The sequence below is a fragment of the Chryseobacterium antibioticum genome (assembly GCF_012927325.1).
Classification (GTDB): Bacteria; Bacteroidota; Bacteroidia; order Flavobacteriales; family Weeksellaceae; genus Chryseobacterium; species Chryseobacterium antibioticum.
In genome coordinates this window covers 21,587-38,407 of record NZ_JABBGI010000031.1, presented here as the reverse complement: position 1 = coordinate 38,407, position 16,821 = coordinate 21,587, and the positions used below count along the sequence as shown (strand labels likewise).

The 16,821-nt window shown below is 35.4% G+C and carries 31 protein-coding genes; 30 read left to right on the top strand and 1 reads right to left on the bottom strand.

What is annotated here, in order from left to right; translation table 11 throughout:
* Position 1 precedes the first annotated feature (1 nt).
* The 26 genes from rplW (at position 2) to rplQ (ending at position 12,612) form a co-directional block, all read left to right on the top strand.
* A complete protein-coding gene (rplW, locus tag HHL23_RS19215) occupies positions 2-292 on the top strand; it encodes a 50S ribosomal protein L23 (RefSeq protein WP_073330053.1) in 291 nt (96 codons plus the stop codon).
* 22 nt (positions 293-314) lie between these two features.
* The gene (gene rplB / locus HHL23_RS19210) at positions 315-1,136 is read left to right on the top strand and encodes a 50S ribosomal protein L2 (protein WP_034702846.1); all 822 of its coding nucleotides are present in this window, start codon (positions 315-317) and stop codon (positions 1,134-1,136) included.
* A 2-nt stretch (positions 1,137-1,138) separates the two neighbouring features.
* Entirely contained in the window at positions 1,139-1,417 is a 279-nt protein-coding gene (rpsS, locus tag HHL23_RS19205; RefSeq protein ID WP_034702850.1) for a 30S ribosomal protein S19, read from the top strand.
* A 2-nt stretch (positions 1,418-1,419) separates the two neighbouring features.
* Positions 1,420-1,818, top strand: a complete 399-nt coding sequence (gene rplV / locus HHL23_RS19200; protein ID WP_034702853.1) for a 50S ribosomal protein L22 — start codon at positions 1,420-1,422, stop codon at positions 1,816-1,818.
* 7 nt (positions 1,819-1,825) lie between these two features.
* On the top strand, positions 1,826-2,578 hold the full coding sequence (rpsC, locus tag HHL23_RS19195) for a 30S ribosomal protein S3 (RefSeq protein WP_073330050.1): 753 nt from the start codon (positions 1,826-1,828) through the stop codon (positions 2,576-2,578).
* 98 nt (positions 2,579-2,676) lie between these two features.
* A complete protein-coding gene (gene rplP, locus HHL23_RS19190; RefSeq protein ID WP_034738777.1) occupies positions 2,677-3,102 on the top strand; it encodes a 50S ribosomal protein L16 in 426 nt (141 codons plus the stop codon).
* An 11-nt stretch (positions 3,103-3,113) separates the two neighbouring features.
* Positions 3,114-3,302, top strand: coding sequence for a 50S ribosomal protein L29 (gene rpmC / locus HHL23_RS19185; RefSeq protein ID WP_034738775.1), 189 nt, complete (start codon positions 3,114-3,116; stop codon positions 3,300-3,302).
* A gap of 11 nt (positions 3,303-3,313) precedes the next feature.
* Positions 3,314-3,571 carry a 30S ribosomal protein S17 gene (gene rpsQ / locus HHL23_RS19180; protein WP_053073319.1) on the top strand — a complete coding sequence of 86 codons (258 nt, stop codon included), beginning with the start codon at positions 3,314-3,316 and terminating at the stop codon, positions 3,569-3,571.
* Between the two features lie 2 nt (positions 3,572-3,573).
* Complete coding sequence (gene rplN, locus HHL23_RS19175; protein WP_007839504.1) at positions 3,574-3,942, top strand: 50S ribosomal protein L14; 369 nt, start codon at positions 3,574-3,576, stop codon at positions 3,940-3,942.
* 22 nt (positions 3,943-3,964) lie between these two features.
* On the top strand, positions 3,965-4,291 hold the full coding sequence (rplX, locus tag HHL23_RS19170; protein WP_169236372.1) for a 50S ribosomal protein L24: 327 nt from the start codon (positions 3,965-3,967) through the stop codon (positions 4,289-4,291).
* A 13-nt stretch (positions 4,292-4,304) separates the two neighbouring features.
* Entirely contained in the window at positions 4,305-4,856 is a 552-nt protein-coding gene (rplE, locus tag HHL23_RS19165; protein WP_034738769.1) for a 50S ribosomal protein L5, read from the top strand.
* A gap of 3 nt (positions 4,857-4,859) precedes the next feature.
* Positions 4,860-5,129 (top strand): 30S ribosomal protein S14, encoded by a 270-nt coding sequence (gene rpsN, locus HHL23_RS19160; RefSeq protein WP_169236371.1) that lies wholly within the window; start codon positions 4,860-4,862, stop codon positions 5,127-5,129.
* Between the two features lie 143 nt (positions 5,130-5,272).
* Positions 5,273-5,671: a 30S ribosomal protein S8 gene (gene rpsH / locus HHL23_RS19155; protein ID WP_169236370.1), complete on the top strand. Its 399-nt coding sequence runs from the start codon at positions 5,273-5,275 to the stop codon at positions 5,669-5,671.
* A gap of 17 nt (positions 5,672-5,688) precedes the next feature.
* Complete coding sequence (rplF, locus tag HHL23_RS19150; RefSeq protein ID WP_169236369.1) at positions 5,689-6,234, top strand: 50S ribosomal protein L6; 546 nt, start codon at positions 5,689-5,691, stop codon at positions 6,232-6,234.
* A gap of 15 nt (positions 6,235-6,249) precedes the next feature.
* Entirely contained in the window at positions 6,250-6,603 is a 354-nt protein-coding gene (gene rplR, locus HHL23_RS19145; protein WP_169236368.1) for a 50S ribosomal protein L18, read from the top strand.
* 19 nt (positions 6,604-6,622) lie between these two features.
* A complete protein-coding gene (rpsE, locus tag HHL23_RS19140) occupies positions 6,623-7,144 on the top strand; it encodes a 30S ribosomal protein S5 (protein ID WP_169236367.1) in 522 nt (173 codons plus the stop codon).
* Positions 7,145-7,154: 10 nt separating this feature from the next.
* The gene (gene rpmD, locus HHL23_RS19135; RefSeq protein WP_007839493.1) at positions 7,155-7,331 is read left to right on the top strand and encodes a 50S ribosomal protein L30; all 177 of its coding nucleotides are present in this window, start codon (positions 7,155-7,157) and stop codon (positions 7,329-7,331) included.
* Between the two features lie 19 nt (positions 7,332-7,350).
* The gene (gene rplO, locus HHL23_RS19130) at positions 7,351-7,800 is read left to right on the top strand and encodes a 50S ribosomal protein L15 (RefSeq protein WP_169236366.1); all 450 of its coding nucleotides are present in this window, start codon (positions 7,351-7,353) and stop codon (positions 7,798-7,800) included.
* A gap of 9 nt (positions 7,801-7,809) precedes the next feature.
* Positions 7,810-9,189: a preprotein translocase subunit SecY gene (gene secY, locus HHL23_RS19125; RefSeq protein ID WP_034725974.1), complete on the top strand. Its 1,380-nt coding sequence runs from the start codon at positions 7,810-7,812 to the stop codon at positions 9,187-9,189.
* Between the two features lie 3 nt (positions 9,190-9,192).
* Positions 9,193-9,408 (top strand): translation initiation factor IF-1, encoded by a 216-nt coding sequence (gene infA / locus HHL23_RS19120; RefSeq protein ID WP_027381317.1) that lies wholly within the window; start codon positions 9,193-9,195, stop codon positions 9,406-9,408.
* Between the two features lie 110 nt (positions 9,409-9,518).
* Positions 9,519-9,635, top strand: coding sequence for a 50S ribosomal protein L36 (gene rpmJ / locus HHL23_RS19115; RefSeq protein ID WP_007839480.1), 117 nt, complete (start codon positions 9,519-9,521; stop codon positions 9,633-9,635).
* 9 nt (positions 9,636-9,644) lie between these two features.
* Positions 9,645-10,022, top strand: a complete 378-nt coding sequence (gene rpsM / locus HHL23_RS19110; RefSeq protein ID WP_169236365.1) for a 30S ribosomal protein S13 — start codon at positions 9,645-9,647, stop codon at positions 10,020-10,022.
* Positions 10,023-10,034: 12 nt separating this feature from the next.
* Entirely contained in the window at positions 10,035-10,424 is a 390-nt protein-coding gene (rpsK, locus tag HHL23_RS19105) for a 30S ribosomal protein S11 (protein WP_034702879.1), read from the top strand.
* Positions 10,425-10,443: 19 nt separating this feature from the next.
* Positions 10,444-11,052 carry a 30S ribosomal protein S4 gene (gene rpsD, locus HHL23_RS19100; protein WP_034702881.1) on the top strand — a complete coding sequence of 203 codons (609 nt, stop codon included), beginning with the start codon at positions 10,444-10,446 and terminating at the stop codon, positions 11,050-11,052.
* Positions 11,053-11,085: 33 nt separating this feature from the next.
* On the top strand, positions 11,086-12,081 hold the full coding sequence (locus tag HHL23_RS19095; RefSeq protein WP_169236364.1) for a DNA-directed RNA polymerase subunit alpha: 996 nt from the start codon (positions 11,086-11,088) through the stop codon (positions 12,079-12,081).
* Positions 12,082-12,087: 6 nt separating this feature from the next.
* Entirely contained in the window at positions 12,088-12,612 is a 525-nt protein-coding gene (gene rplQ, locus HHL23_RS19090; RefSeq protein ID WP_169236363.1) for a 50S ribosomal protein L17, read from the top strand.
* Between the two features lie 53 nt (positions 12,613-12,665).
* Here the strand turns inward: rplQ and HHL23_RS19085 are convergent, their stop codons facing one another.
* A complete protein-coding gene (locus HHL23_RS19085; protein WP_169236362.1) occupies positions 12,666-13,091 on the bottom strand; it encodes a hypothetical protein in 426 nt (141 codons plus the stop codon).
* A gap of 174 nt (positions 13,092-13,265) precedes the next feature.
* Here HHL23_RS19085 and HHL23_RS19080 point away from each other — a divergent pair, with 174 nt between their 5' ends.
* The 4 genes from HHL23_RS19080 (at position 13,266) to HHL23_RS19065 (ending at position 16,802) form a co-directional block, all read left to right on the top strand.
* Positions 13,266-13,898, top strand: a complete 633-nt coding sequence (locus HHL23_RS19080) for a response regulator (RefSeq protein WP_169236361.1) — start codon at positions 13,266-13,268, stop codon at positions 13,896-13,898.
* A 6-nt stretch (positions 13,899-13,904) separates the two neighbouring features.
* The gene (locus tag HHL23_RS19075) at positions 13,905-14,804 is read left to right on the top strand and encodes a hypothetical protein (RefSeq protein ID WP_169236360.1); all 900 of its coding nucleotides are present in this window, start codon (positions 13,905-13,907) and stop codon (positions 14,802-14,804) included.
* Between the two features lie 596 nt (positions 14,805-15,400).
* Positions 15,401-16,186, top strand: a complete 786-nt coding sequence (locus HHL23_RS19070) for a sensor histidine kinase (RefSeq protein WP_169236359.1) — start codon at positions 15,401-15,403, stop codon at positions 16,184-16,186.
* 202 nt (positions 16,187-16,388) lie between these two features.
* Positions 16,389-16,802, top strand: a complete 414-nt coding sequence (locus HHL23_RS19065) for a hypothetical protein (RefSeq protein ID WP_169236358.1) — start codon at positions 16,389-16,391, stop codon at positions 16,800-16,802.
* Positions 16,803-16,821 lie beyond the last annotated feature (19 nt).

Sequence of the window (16,821 nt, the reverse complement as noted above, 5' to 3'; positions counted from 1 at the left end):
CATGTCACTTATTATTAAACCAGTTATTTCAGAGAAAGCAAACTATCTTACAGATTTAAGAGGTGCTTATTCTTTCTTAGTTGATCCTAGGGCGAATAAAATCCAGATTAAAAAAGCGATAGAACAAGCTTACGGTGTGAAAGTAGCAGACGTTAGAACCATGATTTATGCGCCTAAAGTTTCTTCAAAGCATACTAAGAAAGGTCTTCAAGTAGGAAAGACAAACAAATTGAAAAAAGCGGTTATCACTCTTTCTGAAGGGGAAGTAATCGATATTTTTGCTGTAAATTAATTATTAATTATAAATAATAGTAATGTCTGTTAGAAAATTAAAACCTATCACCCCAGGACAGAGATTCAGAATTGTAAACAATTTTGAGGAAATTACTACCAACAAACCAGAGAAGTCTCTAACCGTTGGTATTAGTAAGTCAGGTGGACGTAACCAAACTGGTAAAATGACCATGCGTTACACCGGAGGTGGACACAAAAAGAAATACAGAATTATCGACTTCAAAAGAAACAAGCATGATGTTGAAGCAACGGTAAAAACTGTAGAATATGATCCAAACAGAACTGCATTTATCGCTTTATTAGAGTACGCAGACGGAGAGAAGAGATATATCATCGCTCCAAACGGTATCAAAGTAGATCAAAAGGTAGTTTCAGGTGAAAGCGTAGAACCGAACATCGGTAACGCAATGAAATTGAAAAACATTCCATTGGGTACTGTTATTTCTTGTGTTGAAATGAAACCTGGACAAGGTGCAATTTTAGCAAGAAGTGCTGGTTCTTCAGCTCAATTAACTTCAAGAGACGGAAAATATGCCATCATCAAATTGCCTTCAGGAGAATCTAGAATGATCCTTACTGAATGTTATGCAATGATTGGATCTGTTTCTAACTCTGATCATCAGTTAACTGTTTCAGGTAAGGCTGGTAGAAGCAGATGGTTAGGTAGAAGACCTAGAACTAGACCAGTAGTAATGAACCCTGTAGATCACCCAATGGGAGGTGGTGAAGGTCGTTCTTCTGGAGGTCACCCAAGATCTAGAAATGGTATGCCTGCTAAAGGTTACAAAACCAGAAAGAAAAACAAAGCGTCTAACCGTCATATCATATCTAAACGTAAATAATTATGGCAAGATCACTTAAAAAAGGACCATTCATTCATCATACTTTAGATAAGAAGGTTCAGACAAACATAGAGTCTGGTAAGAAGACAGTTATCAAAACTTGGTCTAGAGCGTCTATGATCTCTCCAGACTTCGTAGGACAAACTATTGCTGTACACAACGGGAAATCTTTTATCCCTGTTTATGTTACAGAAAACATGGTTGGTCACAAGTTAGGCGAATTTTCTCCAACAAGATCTTTCAGAGGTCATGGTGGTAATAAAAACAAAGGAAGTAGATAATCATGGGATCAAGAAAAAGAGAAAGTGCATTAGCACGTAAATTGACAAATCAAGATGTAGTAAAAGCATTACATAACGATTGCCCTTCTTCTCCAAGAAAGATGAGATTAGTAGCTGATATCATCAGAGGAGTAGAAGTAGACAAAGCTTTATACATCCTAAAATATTCTAAAAAAGACGCTTCTAACAAGTTAGAAAAAGTCTTACTTTCAGCAATGGCCAACTGGCAAGCTAAAAACGAAGGTGCTGATATCGAAGAAGCTAATCTTATCGTTAAAGAAATTTTTGTAGACAGTGCAAGACAATTGAAGAGACTAAGACCAGCTCCACAAGGTAGAGGGTATAGAATCAGAAAAAGATCAAACCACATTACATTAATCTTAGGTAATAAAGAAAATTAATCAAGGTATGGGACAGAAGACAAATCCAATTGGTAACAGATTAGGTATAATCAGAGGATGGGATTCTAACTGGTTTGGTGGTAAAGATTATGGAGACAGAATCGCTGAAGACTACAAAATCAGAAGATATCTTGAAGCTAGATTATCTAAAGGTGGTATTTCAAAAATTTATATTGAAAGAACTTTAAAATTAGTTACAGTAACTATTACTACTGCTAGACCGGGACTTATCATCGGTAAAGGAGGTCAGGAAGTTGATAAATTAAAAGAAGAATTGAAGAAACTTACAGGTAAGGATATTCAAATCAACATTTTCGAAATCAAAAGACCTGAACTTGATGCAGTATTAGTGGCTGACAGCATCTCTAAGCAAATTGAAAACAGAATCTCTTACAGAAGAGCTGTTAAAATGGCAATTGCTAGTACAATGAGAATGGGTGCTGAAGGTATCAAAGTTCAAATCTCTGGTAGATTGAACGGTGCTGAAATGGCAAGAAGCGAATCTTTCAAAGACGGAAGAATTCCTTTGTCTACTTTCAGAGCTGATATCGATTATCACTGGGCTGAAGCTCACACTACTTATGGTAGACTAGGAGTGAAAGTTTGGATCATGAAAGGAGAAGTTTACGGTAAAAGAGAACTTTCCCCACTAGTGGGACAACAGAAGAAAGGAGGTCCTTCAGGAGGCGGAAACAGAGGTGGAGACAGAGATAACAGAAGACCTAGAAAGAATAATAACAATAATAACAATAATAATTAAAAATTTTAGGTTAGAAATTTTGAATTTTAAATTACCGTTACTTTTTTAAAATATAAAAAATCTAAAATCTAAAATCTAAAATCTAAAATTTAGAAATTATGTTACAACCAAAAAGAACCAAATTCCGTAGAGTTCACAAGATGAAGATGAAGGGGATTGCTCAAAGAGGTAATCAACTGGCATACGGAACATTTGGAATCAAAGCTATAGAAGGTGCTTGGATCACTGCAAGACAAATTGAAGCTGCTCGTATCGCTGCGACAAGATATATGAAGAGAGAAGGCCAACTATGGATCAAAATATTCCCGGATAAGCCAATTACTAAGAAACCAGCTGAAGTACGTATGGGTAAAGGTAAAGGTGCTGTGGAATATTGGGTAGCTGTAGTGAAACCAGGTAAGATCATGTTCGAAATCGGAGGTGTATCTTACGAGATTGCTAAGGAAGCTTTAAGACTTGCTGCACAAAAATTACCGGTAGTTACTAAATTCGTAGTTGCTAACGATTTTGTTAAACCTCTATAATCTTTGATACAATGAAACAAGCTGATATTAAAAATTTAAGCGCGGGTGATATTCAAGCAAAACTTGCTGAATTAACAACTCAATATTCAAAACTGAAATTGGCTCACAAGATCAGTCCAATTGAAAACCCGATTCAAATCAGAGATTTGAGAAGATCGATCGCTAGACTAAACACTGAGTTAACCACTAAACAACAATAAGATTTTCATACATTATGGAAAGAAACTTAAGAAAAGAAAGAATCGGAATAGTTTCCAGCAATAAAATGGAAAAGACCATTGTTGTAAGTGAGACTACTAGAGTGAAACACCCGATGTACGGTAAATTCGTTTTGAAAACGAAAAAATATACTGCACACGACGAGAACAACGAATGCACAGAGGGAGATACAGTTCTTATCCAAGAAACTAGACCTTTGAGCAAGAGCAAGAGATGGAGATTAGTAAGAATCATTGAAAAAGCTAAGTAATAATGTTACAAACAGAATCAAGATTAAAAGTTGCTGATAACACAGGTGCAAAAGAAGTGCTAGTTATCAGAGTTCTGGGAGGAACCAGAAGAAGATATGCTTCAGTTGGTGATAAAATCGTTGTTACTATCAAGGATTCTACACCTTCAGGAAATGCTAAAAAAGGTCAGGTATCTAAAGCAGTAGTAGTAAGAACAAAAAAAGCAGTTAGAAGAAAAGATGGTTCATACATCAAATTTGAAGACAATGCTTGTGTATTACTAAACGCAGCGGGAGAAATGAGAGGAACACGTGTTTTCGGACCTGTTGCTCGCGAGTTGAGAGACAAAGAATATATGAAAATCATTTCATTAGCTCCTGAAGTACTTTAATTTTAAAAATTTTTAAAAGAAAATGTCAAAGTTAAAAATAAAAAGAGGAGATAACGTCATCATTACTACTGGTAAGAAAGATATCAAAGGTAAAACAGGTGAAGTTATTGAAGTGATCAAAAAAGAAGGAAAAGATCCTAGAGTTATCGTTGCAGGTCTTAACATCGTTAAAAAACACGTTAAGCCTTCAGCTTCTAACCCTCAAGGTGGAATCACTGAAAAGGAAGCTTCTATTCATATCTCAAACATAGCTTTAGTTGGTAAAGACGGAAAAGCTGTCAAAATCGGTTACAAAATCGAGGGAGATAAGAAAGTGAGAATCGATAAAAAAACGGGTGAAACTTTATAATTTGAATTAACACATGGAATTTATAGCAAGACCCAAAAATATATACAGAGAGAAAATTGTTCCTGCAATGATGGAAGAATTTGGCTACAAATCTGTAATGCAGGTACCTAAATTGGAAAAAATCATCCTATCTCAAGGGTTAGGTGATGCCACTGCAGACAAGAAAATCATTGATTATGCTGTAGAAGAATTAACAATGATTACTGGTCAGAAAGCAGTAGGTACTATCTCTAAGAAAGACGAAGCGGCTTTCAAATTGAGAAAAGGTATGCCTGTAGGTGCTAAAGTAACATTGAGAGCTCATAAAATGTATGAATTCTTAGACAGACTTACTTCTTCTGCTTTACCACGTATCAGAGATTTCTCTGGTATCAAAGCAGACGGGTTCGATGGTAGAGGTAACTACAACTTAGGTATTACTGAGCAGATTATCTTTCCTGAGATCGTAATTGACAAAGTGAAAAAAATCCAAGGGATGGACATCACTTTCGTAACAAGTGCGAAAACAGATAAAGAAGCGAAAGCATTATTAACTCACTTCGGTTTACCATTTAAAAAGAACTAAGAAATGGCTAAAGAATCAATGAAAGCGCGTGAGCGCAAAAGAGAAGCACTAGTTGCTAAATACGCTGACAAAAGAAAAGCTTTAAAAGAAGCTGGTGATTATGCAGGATTGCAGAAATTACCTAAAAATGCTTCTCCTGTAAGATTACACAACAGATGTAAACTAACAGGTAGACCAAGAGGTTACATGAGAACCTTCGGTCTTTCTAGAGTAACTTTCCGTGAAATGGCCAACAACGGTCTTATTCCGGGAGTGAAAAAAGCTAGTTGGTAATAATTACTAATTAATCGGGACAATTAAGTTGTCTGGATACTAGAGAATAAAAATATCAGACCCAAGTTTTTCTGAAGTCTGATATTTTGATCTTCAAGTCCCTTCAATACTGATTGTCTTTAACCAATAATTTAAAAAGAAAAATGGTAACAGATCCAATTTCAGATTTCCTAACAAGAGTAAGGAACGCACAAAGCGCAGGCCACAAAGTGGTGGAGATTCCTGCATCGAAAATCAAAAAGGAGATTACTAAGATCTTATTTGATCAAGGGTATATCTTAAACTTTAAGTTTGAAGATAGCGCTATTCAAGGTACGATCAAAATCGCTTTAAAGTATGACAAGCAAACTAACAAACCGGCTATCAAGTCTATTCAAAGAGCTTCTAGACCAGGTTTAAGACAGTACAAAGGTTCTACTGAACTTCCAAGAGTACTGAACGGTTTGGGTATAGCTGTTATCTCTACTTCTAAAGGAGTAATGACTGACAAGAAGGCTAGAGAAGAAAAAGTAGGCGGTGAAGTAATCTGCTATGTTTATTAATTTTTAATCAGAGGAAAATGTCAAGAATTGGTAAAGCAATTATAACAATTCCAGCTGGAATTACAGTCACTGAAAATAACAGTGTTGTAACGGTAAAAGGTCCTAAAGGAGAACTTTCTCAGGAGCTTACAGCAGGAATTACTTTAGAACAGAACGATGGCGTGCTTACAGTAAGCAGACCATCTGAGTCTAAACAACACAAGGCGCTTCACGGTTTATACAGAGCGTTGATCAACAATATGATTGTTGGTGTTGAAAAAGGTTTCGAAAAGAAACTAGAACTAGTAGGGGTAGGATACAGAGCTTCACACACAGGTCAAAAACTTGAGTTAGCTTTAGGATTCTCTCACGGTATTGTATTAGAACTTCCTAGCGAAGTAAAAGTAGATACATTGACTGAAAAAGGTAAAAACCCAATTATTACTTTAGCGTCTCATGACAACCAACTTCTAGGAATGGTAGCTGCAAAGATCCGTTCTTTCAGAAAGCCTGAGCCTTACAAAGGAAAAGGTGTAAGATTCCTGGGAGAAATTGTTAGACGTAAAGCTGGTAAATCTGCTTAATAAATTATAAGTATTATGGCATTAAGTAAATTAGAAAAAAGAATAAGAATCAAAAGAAGAGTAAGAGGAAAAATCTCTGGATCTTCTGAATTGCCAAGATTATCTGTATATAAAAGTAATAAGGAAATTTACGCTCAGTTAATCGACGATAAAAATGGTACAACTTTAGTTTGCGCTTCTTCTAGAGAGAAAAGTGTAGATGCTAATGGTACTAAGACTGAAGTTTCTGCTGCTGTTGGTAAAGCTATCGCTGCCAAAGCTATCGCTGCAGGAATTGAACAGATTGTATTTGACAGAAACGGATTCGTATACCACGGAAGAGTGAAAGCTCTAGCTGATGGGGCGAGAGAAGGAGGACTTAAATTCTAATCATTAAAATTTCGGAAATATGTTAGGACTAGATAATATAGAAAGAGTAAAACCGGGAGGATTAGAATTAAAAGATCGTCTCGTAGCTGTTAACAGAGTAACAAAAGTAACCAAAGGAGGTAGAGCTTTCGGATTTTCTGCTATTGTTGTAGTAGGTAATGAAGATGGAATAATCGGTCACGGTTTAGGAAAATCTAAGGAAGTTGCTTCTGCAATTGCTAAAGCAGTTGAAGATGCTAAGAAAAACCTTGTGAAAGTTCCTGTAATGAACCACACTATCCCTCACCAGACTACTGCTAGATACGGTGGTGCAGATATCTTCTTGAGACCTGCTTCTCACGGTACAGGACTTATCGCCGGTGGTGCGGTAAGAGCGGTATTAGAGTCTGCTGGTATTCATGATATCCTTTCAAAATCTAAAGGATCTTCTAACCCTCACAACGTGGTGAAAGCTACTTTCAAAGCGTTATTGGATATCAGAAGACCTGAAGAGATCGCTAGAATGAGAGGAGTTTCTCTAAGTAAAGTGTTTAACGGTTAATATTAGAACAATGGCAACAATCAAAGTAAAGCAAGTAAGAAGCGCTATTGGAAGAACAAAAACCCAAAAGAGAACGCTTGAAGCATTAGGATTTAAGAAACTTCACCAAGTTGTAGAACACGAAGCTACGCCTTCTATTTTAGGAATGATAGCTGCAGTTAGTCATTTACTTGAAGTTCAAAAATAATTTTAAAACAAAAATTAAGATGAATTTAAACAACATAAGACCTGCTGCAGGTGCAACTCACAACTCTAAAAGAATTGGTAGAGGACAAGGTACAGGAAAAGGAGGTACTTCTACGAAAGGACATAAAGGTCAGAAAGCTAGAGCTGGTTATTCTCAGAAAATCGGTTTCGAAGGTGGACAGATGCCTTTACAAAGAAGATTACCTAAATTCGGTTTCAAAAACGTAAACAGAAAAGAGTTTAGAGGAGTAAACCTTGATACTATTCAAATTTTAATCGAGAACAAATCCATCACTGGAGATATCACGAAAGAAGTTTTAGTAGAAAACGGTTTAGTTTCTAAAAACGAATTAGTGAAAATTATGGGTAGAGGAGAATTGAAATCTGCGGTTTCAATCTCTGCTGACAAATTCACTAAATCTGCTGAAGAGCTTATTGCTAAAGCAGGTGGAAAAGCAATTACCTTATAATACTTACTAATGAAAGAATTTATACAAACCCTTAAGAATATTTGGAGCCTAAAGGAATTAAGAGATAAAATTCTCTTTACGTTAGGTATTATCCTTGTGTATAGATTCGCATCTTATATCTCGCTTCCTGCAATTAACCTTGCAGAGGTGGGAGATCTCTTAGAGCATTATAAAAATCAAGGCGGTAACAAGCAAGGAGCAGGTCTCCTTGGCTTGCTTTCGTCGTTTACGGGGGGAGCTTTCAGCCACGCTTCCGTAATGGCGTTAGGAATCATGCCTTATATTTCTGCTTCTATTATTGTTCAGTTGATGGGAATGGCTATTCCTTATCTTCAGAAACTTCAGAAGGATGGAGAGTCAGGTAGAAATACATTGAATCAAATTACTAGATGGTTAACGATCGGAGTTTGTTTAGTACAGGCCCCTTCTTATTTAACGTCTATTACTCAATTATTTTTACCATATGCTCAGTTCTCTTCTGCATACTATGTAGAGCCAAATTCTATCATGTTCTGGTTACCAAGTATTGTAATCTTGGTTGCTGGTTCAGTATTCGCAATGTGGTTGGGTGAGAAAATCACCGACAAAGGTATCGGAAACGGTATTTCCATCCTTATTATGGTGGGGATTCTGTCTAGATTACCTGAAGCATTCGTTCAGGAAATGGCCGTGCAGAACGGAAAAGGAGGAATGGGATCTATTATGATCCTTATTGAAGTAATATTCTGGATGTTGGTAGTTCTTTTAGCAGTGGTATTATCTGTTGCTGTTAGGAAAATTCCAATTCAGTATGTAAGCAGAGCTCAAGCAAGAGGAGGTGTAAACAGAAATCTTATGCAGGGAGCAAGACAGTGGATCCCATTGAAAGTGAATGCTGCTGGTGTAATGCCGATTATCTTTGCTCAGGCATTGATGTTCGTACCAGGATTATTGACGAAATTCGATGAGTCCAATACTTTTCTTGCAGGTTTCAAGAATGTTTTTAGTTGGCAGTACAACGTATTGTTCGCGCTATTAATTATTATATTCTCATTTTTCTATACTGCAATTACTATTCCGGTAAACCAAATGGCTGATGATTTGAAGAGAAATGGAGGTTTAGTACCGAAAGTAAGACCCGGTAAAGAAACAGCTGATTATTTAGATGATATTTTATCAAAAATAACCTTGCCAGGTGCAATATTTTTATCTATCTTTGCAGTCCTTCCAGCAATAGTGCATGGAAGCTTTGTTCAGACAGATGCGTTCGCCCTATTTTTCGGGGGAACATCACTATTGATTATGGTTGGAGTTATTTTAGATACCGTTCAACAGATTAATACTTATCTGCTGAATCATCATTATGATGGCTTAATGCAGTCTAAATTATCAAGAACGACTGGATACTAATTTATGGCGAAACAAAAACATATTGAACAAGACGGCGTTATTACGGAAGCACTTTCGAACGCCCAGTTCCGTGTAGAGCTGGAGAATGGGCATATACTTATTGCTCACATTTCCGGTAAAATGAGAATGCATTATATTAAACTTTTACCTGGAGACAAGGTAAAACTAGAAATGTCTCCCTATGACTTATCAAAAGGGAGGATCACATTTAGATATTAAAACAAACGCCAAATGGAATGTAGGTTCCGTTTGGCTCTTGTTGAAAAATAAATACTATCAAAATGAAATCTTAAGATTCCATTGGTCAGTAAAAAAAATAAATATTTCAAATGAAAGTTAGAGCATCAATTAAAAAAAGAAGCGCTGATTGCAAGATTGTACGCAGAAAAGGTGTGCTATTCGTAATCAACAAGAAGAACCCAAAATTTAAACAAAGACAAGGCTAACATTAAATTATGGCGAGAATTGCAGGTATTGATTTACCAAAAAACAAAAGAGGTGTTATCGGTTTAACTTACATCTACGGAGTTGGAAGAAGTACTTCTTCTGAAATCCTTAAAGCTGCCGGTATCAGCGAAGACAAGAAAGTCAACGAATGGAATGACGATGAATTGGCTGCAATCAGAACACATATCTCTGAAAACGTAAAAGTTGAAGGAGAATTAAGATCTGAAGTGCAATTGAACATCAAGAGATTGATGGACATAGGATGCCAACGAGGAATACGTCACAGACTAGGATTACCTTTAAGAGGCCAGAGAACGAAAAACAACTCTAGAACCCGAAAAGGAAAGAGAAAAACAGTTGCTAACAAGAAAAAGGCAAGTAAATAATCGTTAGGAATTATGGCAAAACAAAGTAAAGTAGTTAAAAAAAGAAAAGTAAAAGTTGAAGCTATTGGTGAAGCGCATATTCAAGCTTCTTTCAATAACATCATCATTTCTTTAACAAATAAAAGCGGAGAAGTTATCTCTTGGGCTTCTGCCGGTAAAATGGGATTCAGAGGTTCTAAAAAGAACACTCCTTTTGCTGCTCAAATGGCAGCTGAAAATTGCTCTAACGTAGCTCATGAAGCTGGATTAAGAAGAGTAAAGGTGTATGTGAAAGGTCCTGGTGCAGGTAGAGAATCTGCGATCAGAACAATTCACAATTCAGGTATTGAAGTTAGCGAAATCATTGATGTGACTCCTATGCCACATAATGGATGTAGACCACCAAAAAGAAGAAGAGTTTAATTTTTAGAATTTATCCATTATGGCAAGATATATTGGTCCTAAAACTAAGATTGCGAGAAAGTTTGGTGCTGCAATCTACGGAGATGACAAAAACTTCGAAAGAAGAAAAAACCAACCGCCAGGACAACACGGTCCTAACAAAAGAAGAGGTGCTAAGAAATCTGAATATGCAGTTCAGTTAGCTGAAAAGCAAAAAGCTAAATATACTTACGGTATTTTAGAAAGACAGTTTGCAAATTTATTCGAAAAAGCACACAGAAGTAAAGGTGTAACAGGTGAAGTTCTATTACAGCTTTGTGAATCAAGATTGGATAACGTAGTATACAGATTAGGTTTTGCTAAAACAAGATCTGCTGCTAGACAGTTAACTTCTCACAGACACATCACTGTGAATGGGGAGATCCTTAACATTCCTTCTTATTTAGTTAAAGCAGGTGATGTGATCGCTGTAAGAGAGAAATCTAAGTCTCTTGAGGTTGTTACTGATTCATTAGCTTCTAAAGCTAATTATGAGTGGTTACAATTCAACGATGAGAAGAAAGAAGGTACTTTCGTTTCTGCTCCTGAAAGAATCCAGATTCCGGAGGACATCAAGGAACAGCTTATCGTCGAACTTTACTCTAAATAATTTTTTAATCAAATTTTTGCTCAACCCAATAATATGGCAATTTTACAATTCATAAAACCCGATAAAGTAATTTTACTTAACTCTGATGAATTTAAAGGTCAATTCGAATTCAGACCATTAGAACCAGGTTTCGGGCTTACTATCGGTAATGCTTTGAGAAGAGTGTTGCTTTCTTCTCTGGAAGGATATGCTATTTCATCTATCAAAATAGAAGGTGTAGAGCACGAATTTTCAACTATTCCAGGAGTAATCGAAGACGTTACCGAAATCATTCTTAACCTTAAGCAGGTAAGATTAAAAGCTTCAGCAGAAGGCCAGGCCAACGAGCAGGTAATTGCTAAAGTTTCCGGTCAAACCGTTATTACTGCTGGTGATTTAGGAAAGTCTGTCAACGGATTTGAGGTGTTAAACCCGGATCTTTTGATTTGCAACCTAAACAGTGATGTAACTTTCGAAATTACTTTCAATATTGAAAAAGGTAGAGGGTATGTTCCTTCAGAACAAAATAAGTCAAACAATGCACCGGTAGGTACTATTGCTATTGACTCTATTTTCACACCAATTAAGAAAGTACAATACAGCATTGAAAATTATCGTGTAGAGCAAAAAACAGACTACGAAAAACTTGTATTAGATATAGAAACTGATGGATCTATCAGTCCTCAAAATGCTTTAACAGAAGCTTCTAAGATATTAATTTATCACTTCATGTTGTTCTCTGATGAGAGAATCACTCTTGAAACAGAAGCTGTAAAAGCATCTATCCAATACGATGAAGAAACACTTCACACAAGACAGTTACTTAAGTCTAAATTAGCAGATATGGATCTTTCAGTAAGAGCCCTTAACTGTCTAAAAGCAGCTGAAGTAGAAACTCTTGGAGAGCTCGTTTCTTACAGTAAGTCTGATTTGATGAAATTCAGAAATTTTGGTAAAAAATCTTTGACGGAACTAGAAGAATTAGTGCATTCAAAAGGTCTTAACTTCGGTTTCGACGTTGCAAAATATAAGTTAGACGCTGATAAATAATTAATAATGAGACACGGTAAAAAATTCAATCACTTAGGAAGAACAGCTTCTCATAGAAGTGCTTTACTTTCTAATATGGCTTGTTCTCTAATTGAGCATAAAAGAATCAACACTACTGTAGCTAAAGCTAAAGCTTTAAGAGTATATGTTGAACCTCTATTAACAAAGGCAAAAGAAGATACTACACACAATAGAAGAATTGTTTTTTCATATCTTCAAAATAAAGAAGCAGTTACTGAACTTTTCAGATCAGTAGCTCCTAAAATCGCGGAAAGAAACGGCGGGTATACAAGAATCATCAAGACTGGTTTCAGACAAGGTGATGCTGCTGACATGGCTCTTATCGAGCTAGTTGATTTCAACGAACTTTATAATCCTAATGCTGAAGAGAAAAAGACTACTAGAAGAAGTAGAAGAGCTACAACTGCTAAAAAAGAAGCTGTAGTTGCTGATGCTCCTAAAGTAGAGGAAAAAGTTGAAGAGCCTAAGGCAGAAACAACAGATTCTACAGAGGACAAAACTGCAGAATAATATATTCTCAGATATACATAGAAAACCATCCAGAATCTGGATGGTTTTTTTGTTTAGATTTTCGTTCTTTTCAACTCAATGACATTATTTCCCTGTTCAAGATGAAGGCTGTCGCCTTTTACCCTCGCAGTCATATCATCTTTCTTATAGATGATTTCGCCATTTTTTGTTTCCGTTTTAGGTAATGTGAAAGTCTTTTTGTTGCTGGTGATAGCAACATTACTTTCTTTAGGATCATTTTTGAACACTACTTTTACCAATGTTCCGTCTGTAGCTTTATAAACAAAATCTGTTTTTTGCCCATTCACTTCAATAGTTGAAGAACTTTGAGTTACAGAATCAACTTTCCCGTTTTGGTCTGTGATTACAGTTTCAGAACTGTCCACCTTGATTACACTTTTGTTTCCGCTTTCACTTTTTTTGCAGCTTGTTAATAATAATGCCACAGCTGAAACTGCTATTAAAAGGCTTTTTCTCATGATATTTATTTTTTAATGGGTAGGGTTAATTGTTTTTCTATTGTAATAGAAATTTAACTAAATTTAATAGAAACAAAAAACAAACCAATAACCCTGAACTCAAGTCTCAAAATTACACAAAAGTGTAATTGATTCTGCCTTGTTTTCTTACGAAATTTGTCTTAAAAAAAAACAATGAGCATTTCCATCGCCATAGTAGAAGACGAAAAGAACTACAACAATGCGTTGAAGAAAGTCATCAATTACCAGGATGACATGAAAGTCGTTGCCCAGTTCTTTGATGGGAATGATGCCCTTAAGAATCTTTCTTCTTTTTCTCCGGATGTAGTCATGATGGATATTCAGCTGCAGGACATGCTGGGTATTGAAATTATTGAAAAACTCAGAAAAGAAATGGCTAATACACAGTTCATCATGTGTACCAGTTTCGAAGATGATGAAAAGATCTTCAATTCCTTAAAAGCAGGCGCTATGGGCTATCTCATCAAAGGGGAAAGCATGGATAAGATTCTTTCTTCTATTAGAGATGTATACAATGGCGGGGCCCCGATGAGTCTGTCTATCGCCCGCCGAGTATTGGGCCACTTCGAAAGAAAGCTTCCGGAAAATAAAGATTTCGACGAACTCACTGAGCGCGAAAAGGAAATTCTGGGGCTTCTTTCACAAGGGCTTCTCTATAAAGAAATAGCCGATCAAAAGTTCATCAGCATCGACACCGTAAAAAAACACGTAGGAAACATCTACCGAAAGCTGCATGTCAGTAATAAGGTGGAAGCTATTAATAAATTTAACCATTTTAAAAACTAAGAGATTATGGGAACAAACATTGAATTAGACGCAATTTTAGGGAGAATCTCCCAACTTGTTCATTATCATGAGATAAATGAAAGTGAGCTGAATGTGATAAAAGAGTTTTGTGATAAAATGATTGAAGAACTGGGTTTTATTGAGAGATCAGAAGCATTTGATTTCAGTGATTTTAAAATTAGCAGACAAGAAGACGTAAGTGCTGATTATACTGTGAGGATACTTAAAAGTGATACCTGTCCGGATAACAGTATGTCTGACTCTGGTGAGGTTGATTCTGCAGTTATATTAAATTGGAGGGATAGATATACAGGTTTAGATGGTATGGAGCGAAAATATTTACCATCAATTGAAATTGCGAAAGAAGTCGCCCAAGATCTTTTTCATGATAGCACTACTAATAAGACAAAAATCTATTTAGGTGAGGATAGTACTTTAGGATTGGTATTCTTAACCATGAATGAGAATGAAGATACATATCAACTTATAAGTAACACTCCCAGAAAAAAATGTTTATCACGAATAGAATTTGAAGAATACCGGACAAGATATGACTCAGGCCTAAAGTCATTACTTGATAAATATATTGTCCATGAAACTCAGGATCCTAATGCCAAAAATACTAGAAGATTTATTTTGGGAAGAACAATGTATGAAAATTTTATTAATGCTTGTGGGGGGACTGCAAATTCTGTTATTGCTTTTTATCCTGTTATTTATCTTCATAATGATTATTTACAATATCCGGATGATGACGATCAATGTATTAAAGTTAAGCATATTCATAGATTGACATTTTTGATGACCTCAGAACACCATACTGAAGAAGGAAGAACACCATTTGAAAAAGAATCTGTTTATGATAGAAATGGTCTTTGCCCTCCTCCGGATAATTCAAACTGCTAAATGAACTTTTTAGACTATCTGTACTATGTAATTATAGTAATATGTTTTATTGTTTCCATTGGTTTTAGAAATCTATGGAAACAATTTTTTTGGCTTTATTTTGGAATTACAATTCTTGTTGAGTTGATGGTAACATTTAAAGTTGATTTTATTACTACACGGATTTATAATTATTTAGACTTATTTTGCATTTGTTATTTTGGATACCTTTATTTCAAAGAAATTGATCATAGTAAAACCATTAAATTGATTACTATCATTAGCTGTTTAGGAGGAATATTCTTTATTTTGATTTCTAATACAAACTATTCTATTATTACGGGATTTCTTTACTCCATTTTTTTAATTTTTATTTCTTTATTCTGGTTTTATATGAAAATATCAAATAAAAATAGAGAAGATAATATTTTGCATTTTGGCTTTTTTTGGTTTAGCAGTTCTTTATTACTTTGGGCTGTGTTCTATATTTTTAGAATGTTTCCTATGTACATTTTTGTTAAAACAGATATAGAATTTTCTTATATGCTGAAAATAACTTTCCAAATTATTACTGTTATTTCTTATTTTATTTTTGTTAAAGGTTTACTGTGTAAAAAATGAAAGAACTTCCATTTGAAATAAAATTTATATATGTTACTGCATTTATCCTAATATTGGTCTTTGCAGTATTTATAATTTTTGTTGTATTAATGTATAATAAAAAGCAGATTCTTTATTTGAAAGAAAAACAGTTAAATATTGAACAGCAAAACCAGCTCCTCCAGAAAGAACTCGAAAAGCAAAAGTCCATAGAACACGAGCGTGAACGCATCTCCCACGATATGCATGACGATCTCGGGGCAGGTATCTCAGCACTAAAGCTTCAGGCAGAATTTCTGAAACAGAAAGCCAAAGACGATAATCTTCAAAGTGATATAGACGAACTTCTTAAAACCTCAGAAGAAATGAACCTCTCTATGCGGGAAATGCTGTGGAGTCTTAACTCTGGGAATGATACACTCGGAAGCTTTATAGATTATGCCATACAGTATGCAGATGGCTTTCTAAAAAGGACAAAAATCAAATTATGGTCGGAAAGTATAGATGTCATATCAGACACCTCCATTTCTACCGAACTGCGGCGGAATCTGTTTTTATGCTTAAAGGAAGCCATTAATAATGCTTATAAGCACAGCCACGCACGTTCATTGAAGCTCTCTTTCTCTCAGGAAAAGAATGTCTTTTATATGCGAATTTCAGATGACGGCTTGGGAATATCAGAAGGACATTCCGAAGGAAACGGTCTCAGAAATATGAAAAGAAGAATGCAGGAACATAACGGAGAATGTCTTATCTTAAAAGAAGGACCGGGAACTCAGATTCTTTTTAGAACAACCATTTAGATAAAGAAACTTTATATAATCAGCACCCCTTACAAAGTGGTGCTTTTTTGTTGTTATAATCACCCGTTTGGGTAATTGACAGCTAGGCTTTTTAAATGGAACTTTGAGTAATAAACTAAAAAAACTAATGACCATGAAAACTAAAAAAGATCAATCAGCAAAAATTAGTAATACTCAAGCCCAATTACTTAATTTGAAAATTATGGAACTACAGACGGGTAGTGTTTTATCTGCTGTAAAGGATAATGACAACAGATATGTTGCCGTTAAAAATTTAAGACTTCCAAATGATGAATCGTCGGTTACAGTTTCAATCTATTTTGGGGGTGAAGGACAGTTAGGAACTTCTACTTTTAAAGTGTTAAGAACCAGTCAACCAAGCAAATCTATTAATGTATCCACAGATAATATTTTAATTGGGACATGTAATGAACTAATCGGAAATGTCCTGAGTATAGAATCTATGATACAGGATATAAGCACAGAGAGCAATAAAACGATTCTGACTGTAAAGATCAGACAAGCCGGGAAAACTATTTATGATGATACTCACATTTCTGAAGTTAAGAATGAAGGCGGAGTGTCATTTTATACACATCATATAACCTTTTACTAAAATCATCATGAAAACATTA

Excerpts from the sequence above, each read along its gene's own strand:
- rpmJ (WP_007839480.1), top strand. The coding sequence starts at position 9,519 with ATGAAAGTTAGAGCATCAATTAAAAAAAGAAGCGCTGATTGCAAGATT.
- rplB (WP_034702846.1), top strand. The coding sequence starts at position 315 with ATGTCTGTTAGAAAATTAAAACCTATCACCCCAGGACAGAGATTCAGA.
- rplV (WP_034702853.1), top strand. The coding sequence starts at position 1,420 with ATGGGATCAAGAAAAAGAGAAAGTGCATTAGCACGTAAATTGACAAAT.
- rplF (WP_169236369.1), top strand. The coding sequence starts at position 5,689 with ATGTCAAGAATTGGTAAAGCAATTATAACAATTCCAGCTGGAATTACA.
- HHL23_RS19080 (WP_169236361.1), top strand. The coding sequence starts at position 13,266 with ATGAGCATTTCCATCGCCATAGTAGAAGACGAAAAGAACTACAACAAT.
- HHL23_RS19085 (WP_169236362.1), bottom strand. The coding sequence starts at position 13,091 with ATGAGAAAAAGCCTTTTAATAGCAGTTTCAGCTGTGGCATTATTATTA.
- rpsD (WP_034702881.1), top strand. The coding sequence starts at position 10,444 with ATGGCAAGATATATTGGTCCTAAAACTAAGATTGCGAGAAAGTTTGGT.
- rpsS (WP_034702850.1), top strand. The coding sequence starts at position 1,139 with ATGGCAAGATCACTTAAAAAAGGACCATTCATTCATCATACTTTAGAT.
- rplN (WP_007839504.1), top strand. The coding sequence starts at position 3,574 with ATGTTACAAACAGAATCAAGATTAAAAGTTGCTGATAACACAGGTGCA.
- HHL23_RS19075 (WP_169236360.1), top strand. The coding sequence starts at position 13,905 with ATGGGAACAAACATTGAATTAGACGCAATTTTAGGGAGAATCTCCCAA.
- rpmC (WP_034738775.1), top strand. The coding sequence starts at position 3,114 with ATGAAACAAGCTGATATTAAAAATTTAAGCGCGGGTGATATTCAAGCA.
- rplW (WP_073330053.1), top strand. The coding sequence starts at position 2 with ATGTCACTTATTATTAAACCAGTTATTTCAGAGAAAGCAAACTATCTT.
- rpsE (WP_169236367.1), top strand. The coding sequence starts at position 6,623 with ATGTTAGGACTAGATAATATAGAAAGAGTAAAACCGGGAGGATTAGAA.
- rpsC (WP_073330050.1), top strand. The coding sequence starts at position 1,826 with ATGGGACAGAAGACAAATCCAATTGGTAACAGATTAGGTATAATCAGA.
- rplQ (WP_169236363.1), top strand. The coding sequence starts at position 12,088 with ATGAGACACGGTAAAAAATTCAATCACTTAGGAAGAACAGCTTCTCAT.
- rplX (WP_169236372.1), top strand. The coding sequence starts at position 3,965 with ATGTCAAAGTTAAAAATAAAAAGAGGAGATAACGTCATCATTACTACT.
- rpsH (WP_169236370.1), top strand. The coding sequence starts at position 5,273 with ATGGTAACAGATCCAATTTCAGATTTCCTAACAAGAGTAAGGAACGCA.
- HHL23_RS19065 (WP_169236358.1), top strand. The coding sequence starts at position 16,389 with ATGGAACTACAGACGGGTAGTGTTTTATCTGCTGTAAAGGATAATGAC.
- secY (WP_034725974.1), top strand. The coding sequence starts at position 7,810 with ATGAAAGAATTTATACAAACCCTTAAGAATATTTGGAGCCTAAAGGAA.
- rplP (WP_034738777.1), top strand. The coding sequence starts at position 2,677 with ATGTTACAACCAAAAAGAACCAAATTCCGTAGAGTTCACAAGATGAAG.
- rplE (WP_034738769.1), top strand. The coding sequence starts at position 4,305 with ATGGAATTTATAGCAAGACCCAAAAATATATACAGAGAGAAAATTGTT.
- infA (WP_027381317.1), top strand. The coding sequence starts at position 9,193 with ATGGCGAAACAAAAACATATTGAACAAGACGGCGTTATTACGGAAGCA.
- rpsK (WP_034702879.1), top strand. The coding sequence starts at position 10,035 with ATGGCAAAACAAAGTAAAGTAGTTAAAAAAAGAAAAGTAAAAGTTGAA.
- HHL23_RS19095 (WP_169236364.1), top strand. The coding sequence starts at position 11,086 with ATGGCAATTTTACAATTCATAAAACCCGATAAAGTAATTTTACTTAAC.
- rpsM (WP_169236365.1), top strand. The coding sequence starts at position 9,645 with ATGGCGAGAATTGCAGGTATTGATTTACCAAAAAACAAAAGAGGTGTT.
- rplO (WP_169236366.1), top strand. The coding sequence starts at position 7,351 with ATGAATTTAAACAACATAAGACCTGCTGCAGGTGCAACTCACAACTCT.
- rplR (WP_169236368.1), top strand. The coding sequence starts at position 6,250 with ATGGCATTAAGTAAATTAGAAAAAAGAATAAGAATCAAAAGAAGAGTA.
- rpmD (WP_007839493.1), top strand. The coding sequence starts at position 7,155 with ATGGCAACAATCAAAGTAAAGCAAGTAAGAAGCGCTATTGGAAGAACA.
- rpsN (WP_169236371.1), top strand. The coding sequence starts at position 4,860 with ATGGCTAAAGAATCAATGAAAGCGCGTGAGCGCAAAAGAGAAGCACTA.
- HHL23_RS19070 (WP_169236359.1), top strand. The coding sequence starts at position 15,401 with ATGAAAGAACTTCCATTTGAAATAAAATTTATATATGTTACTGCATTT.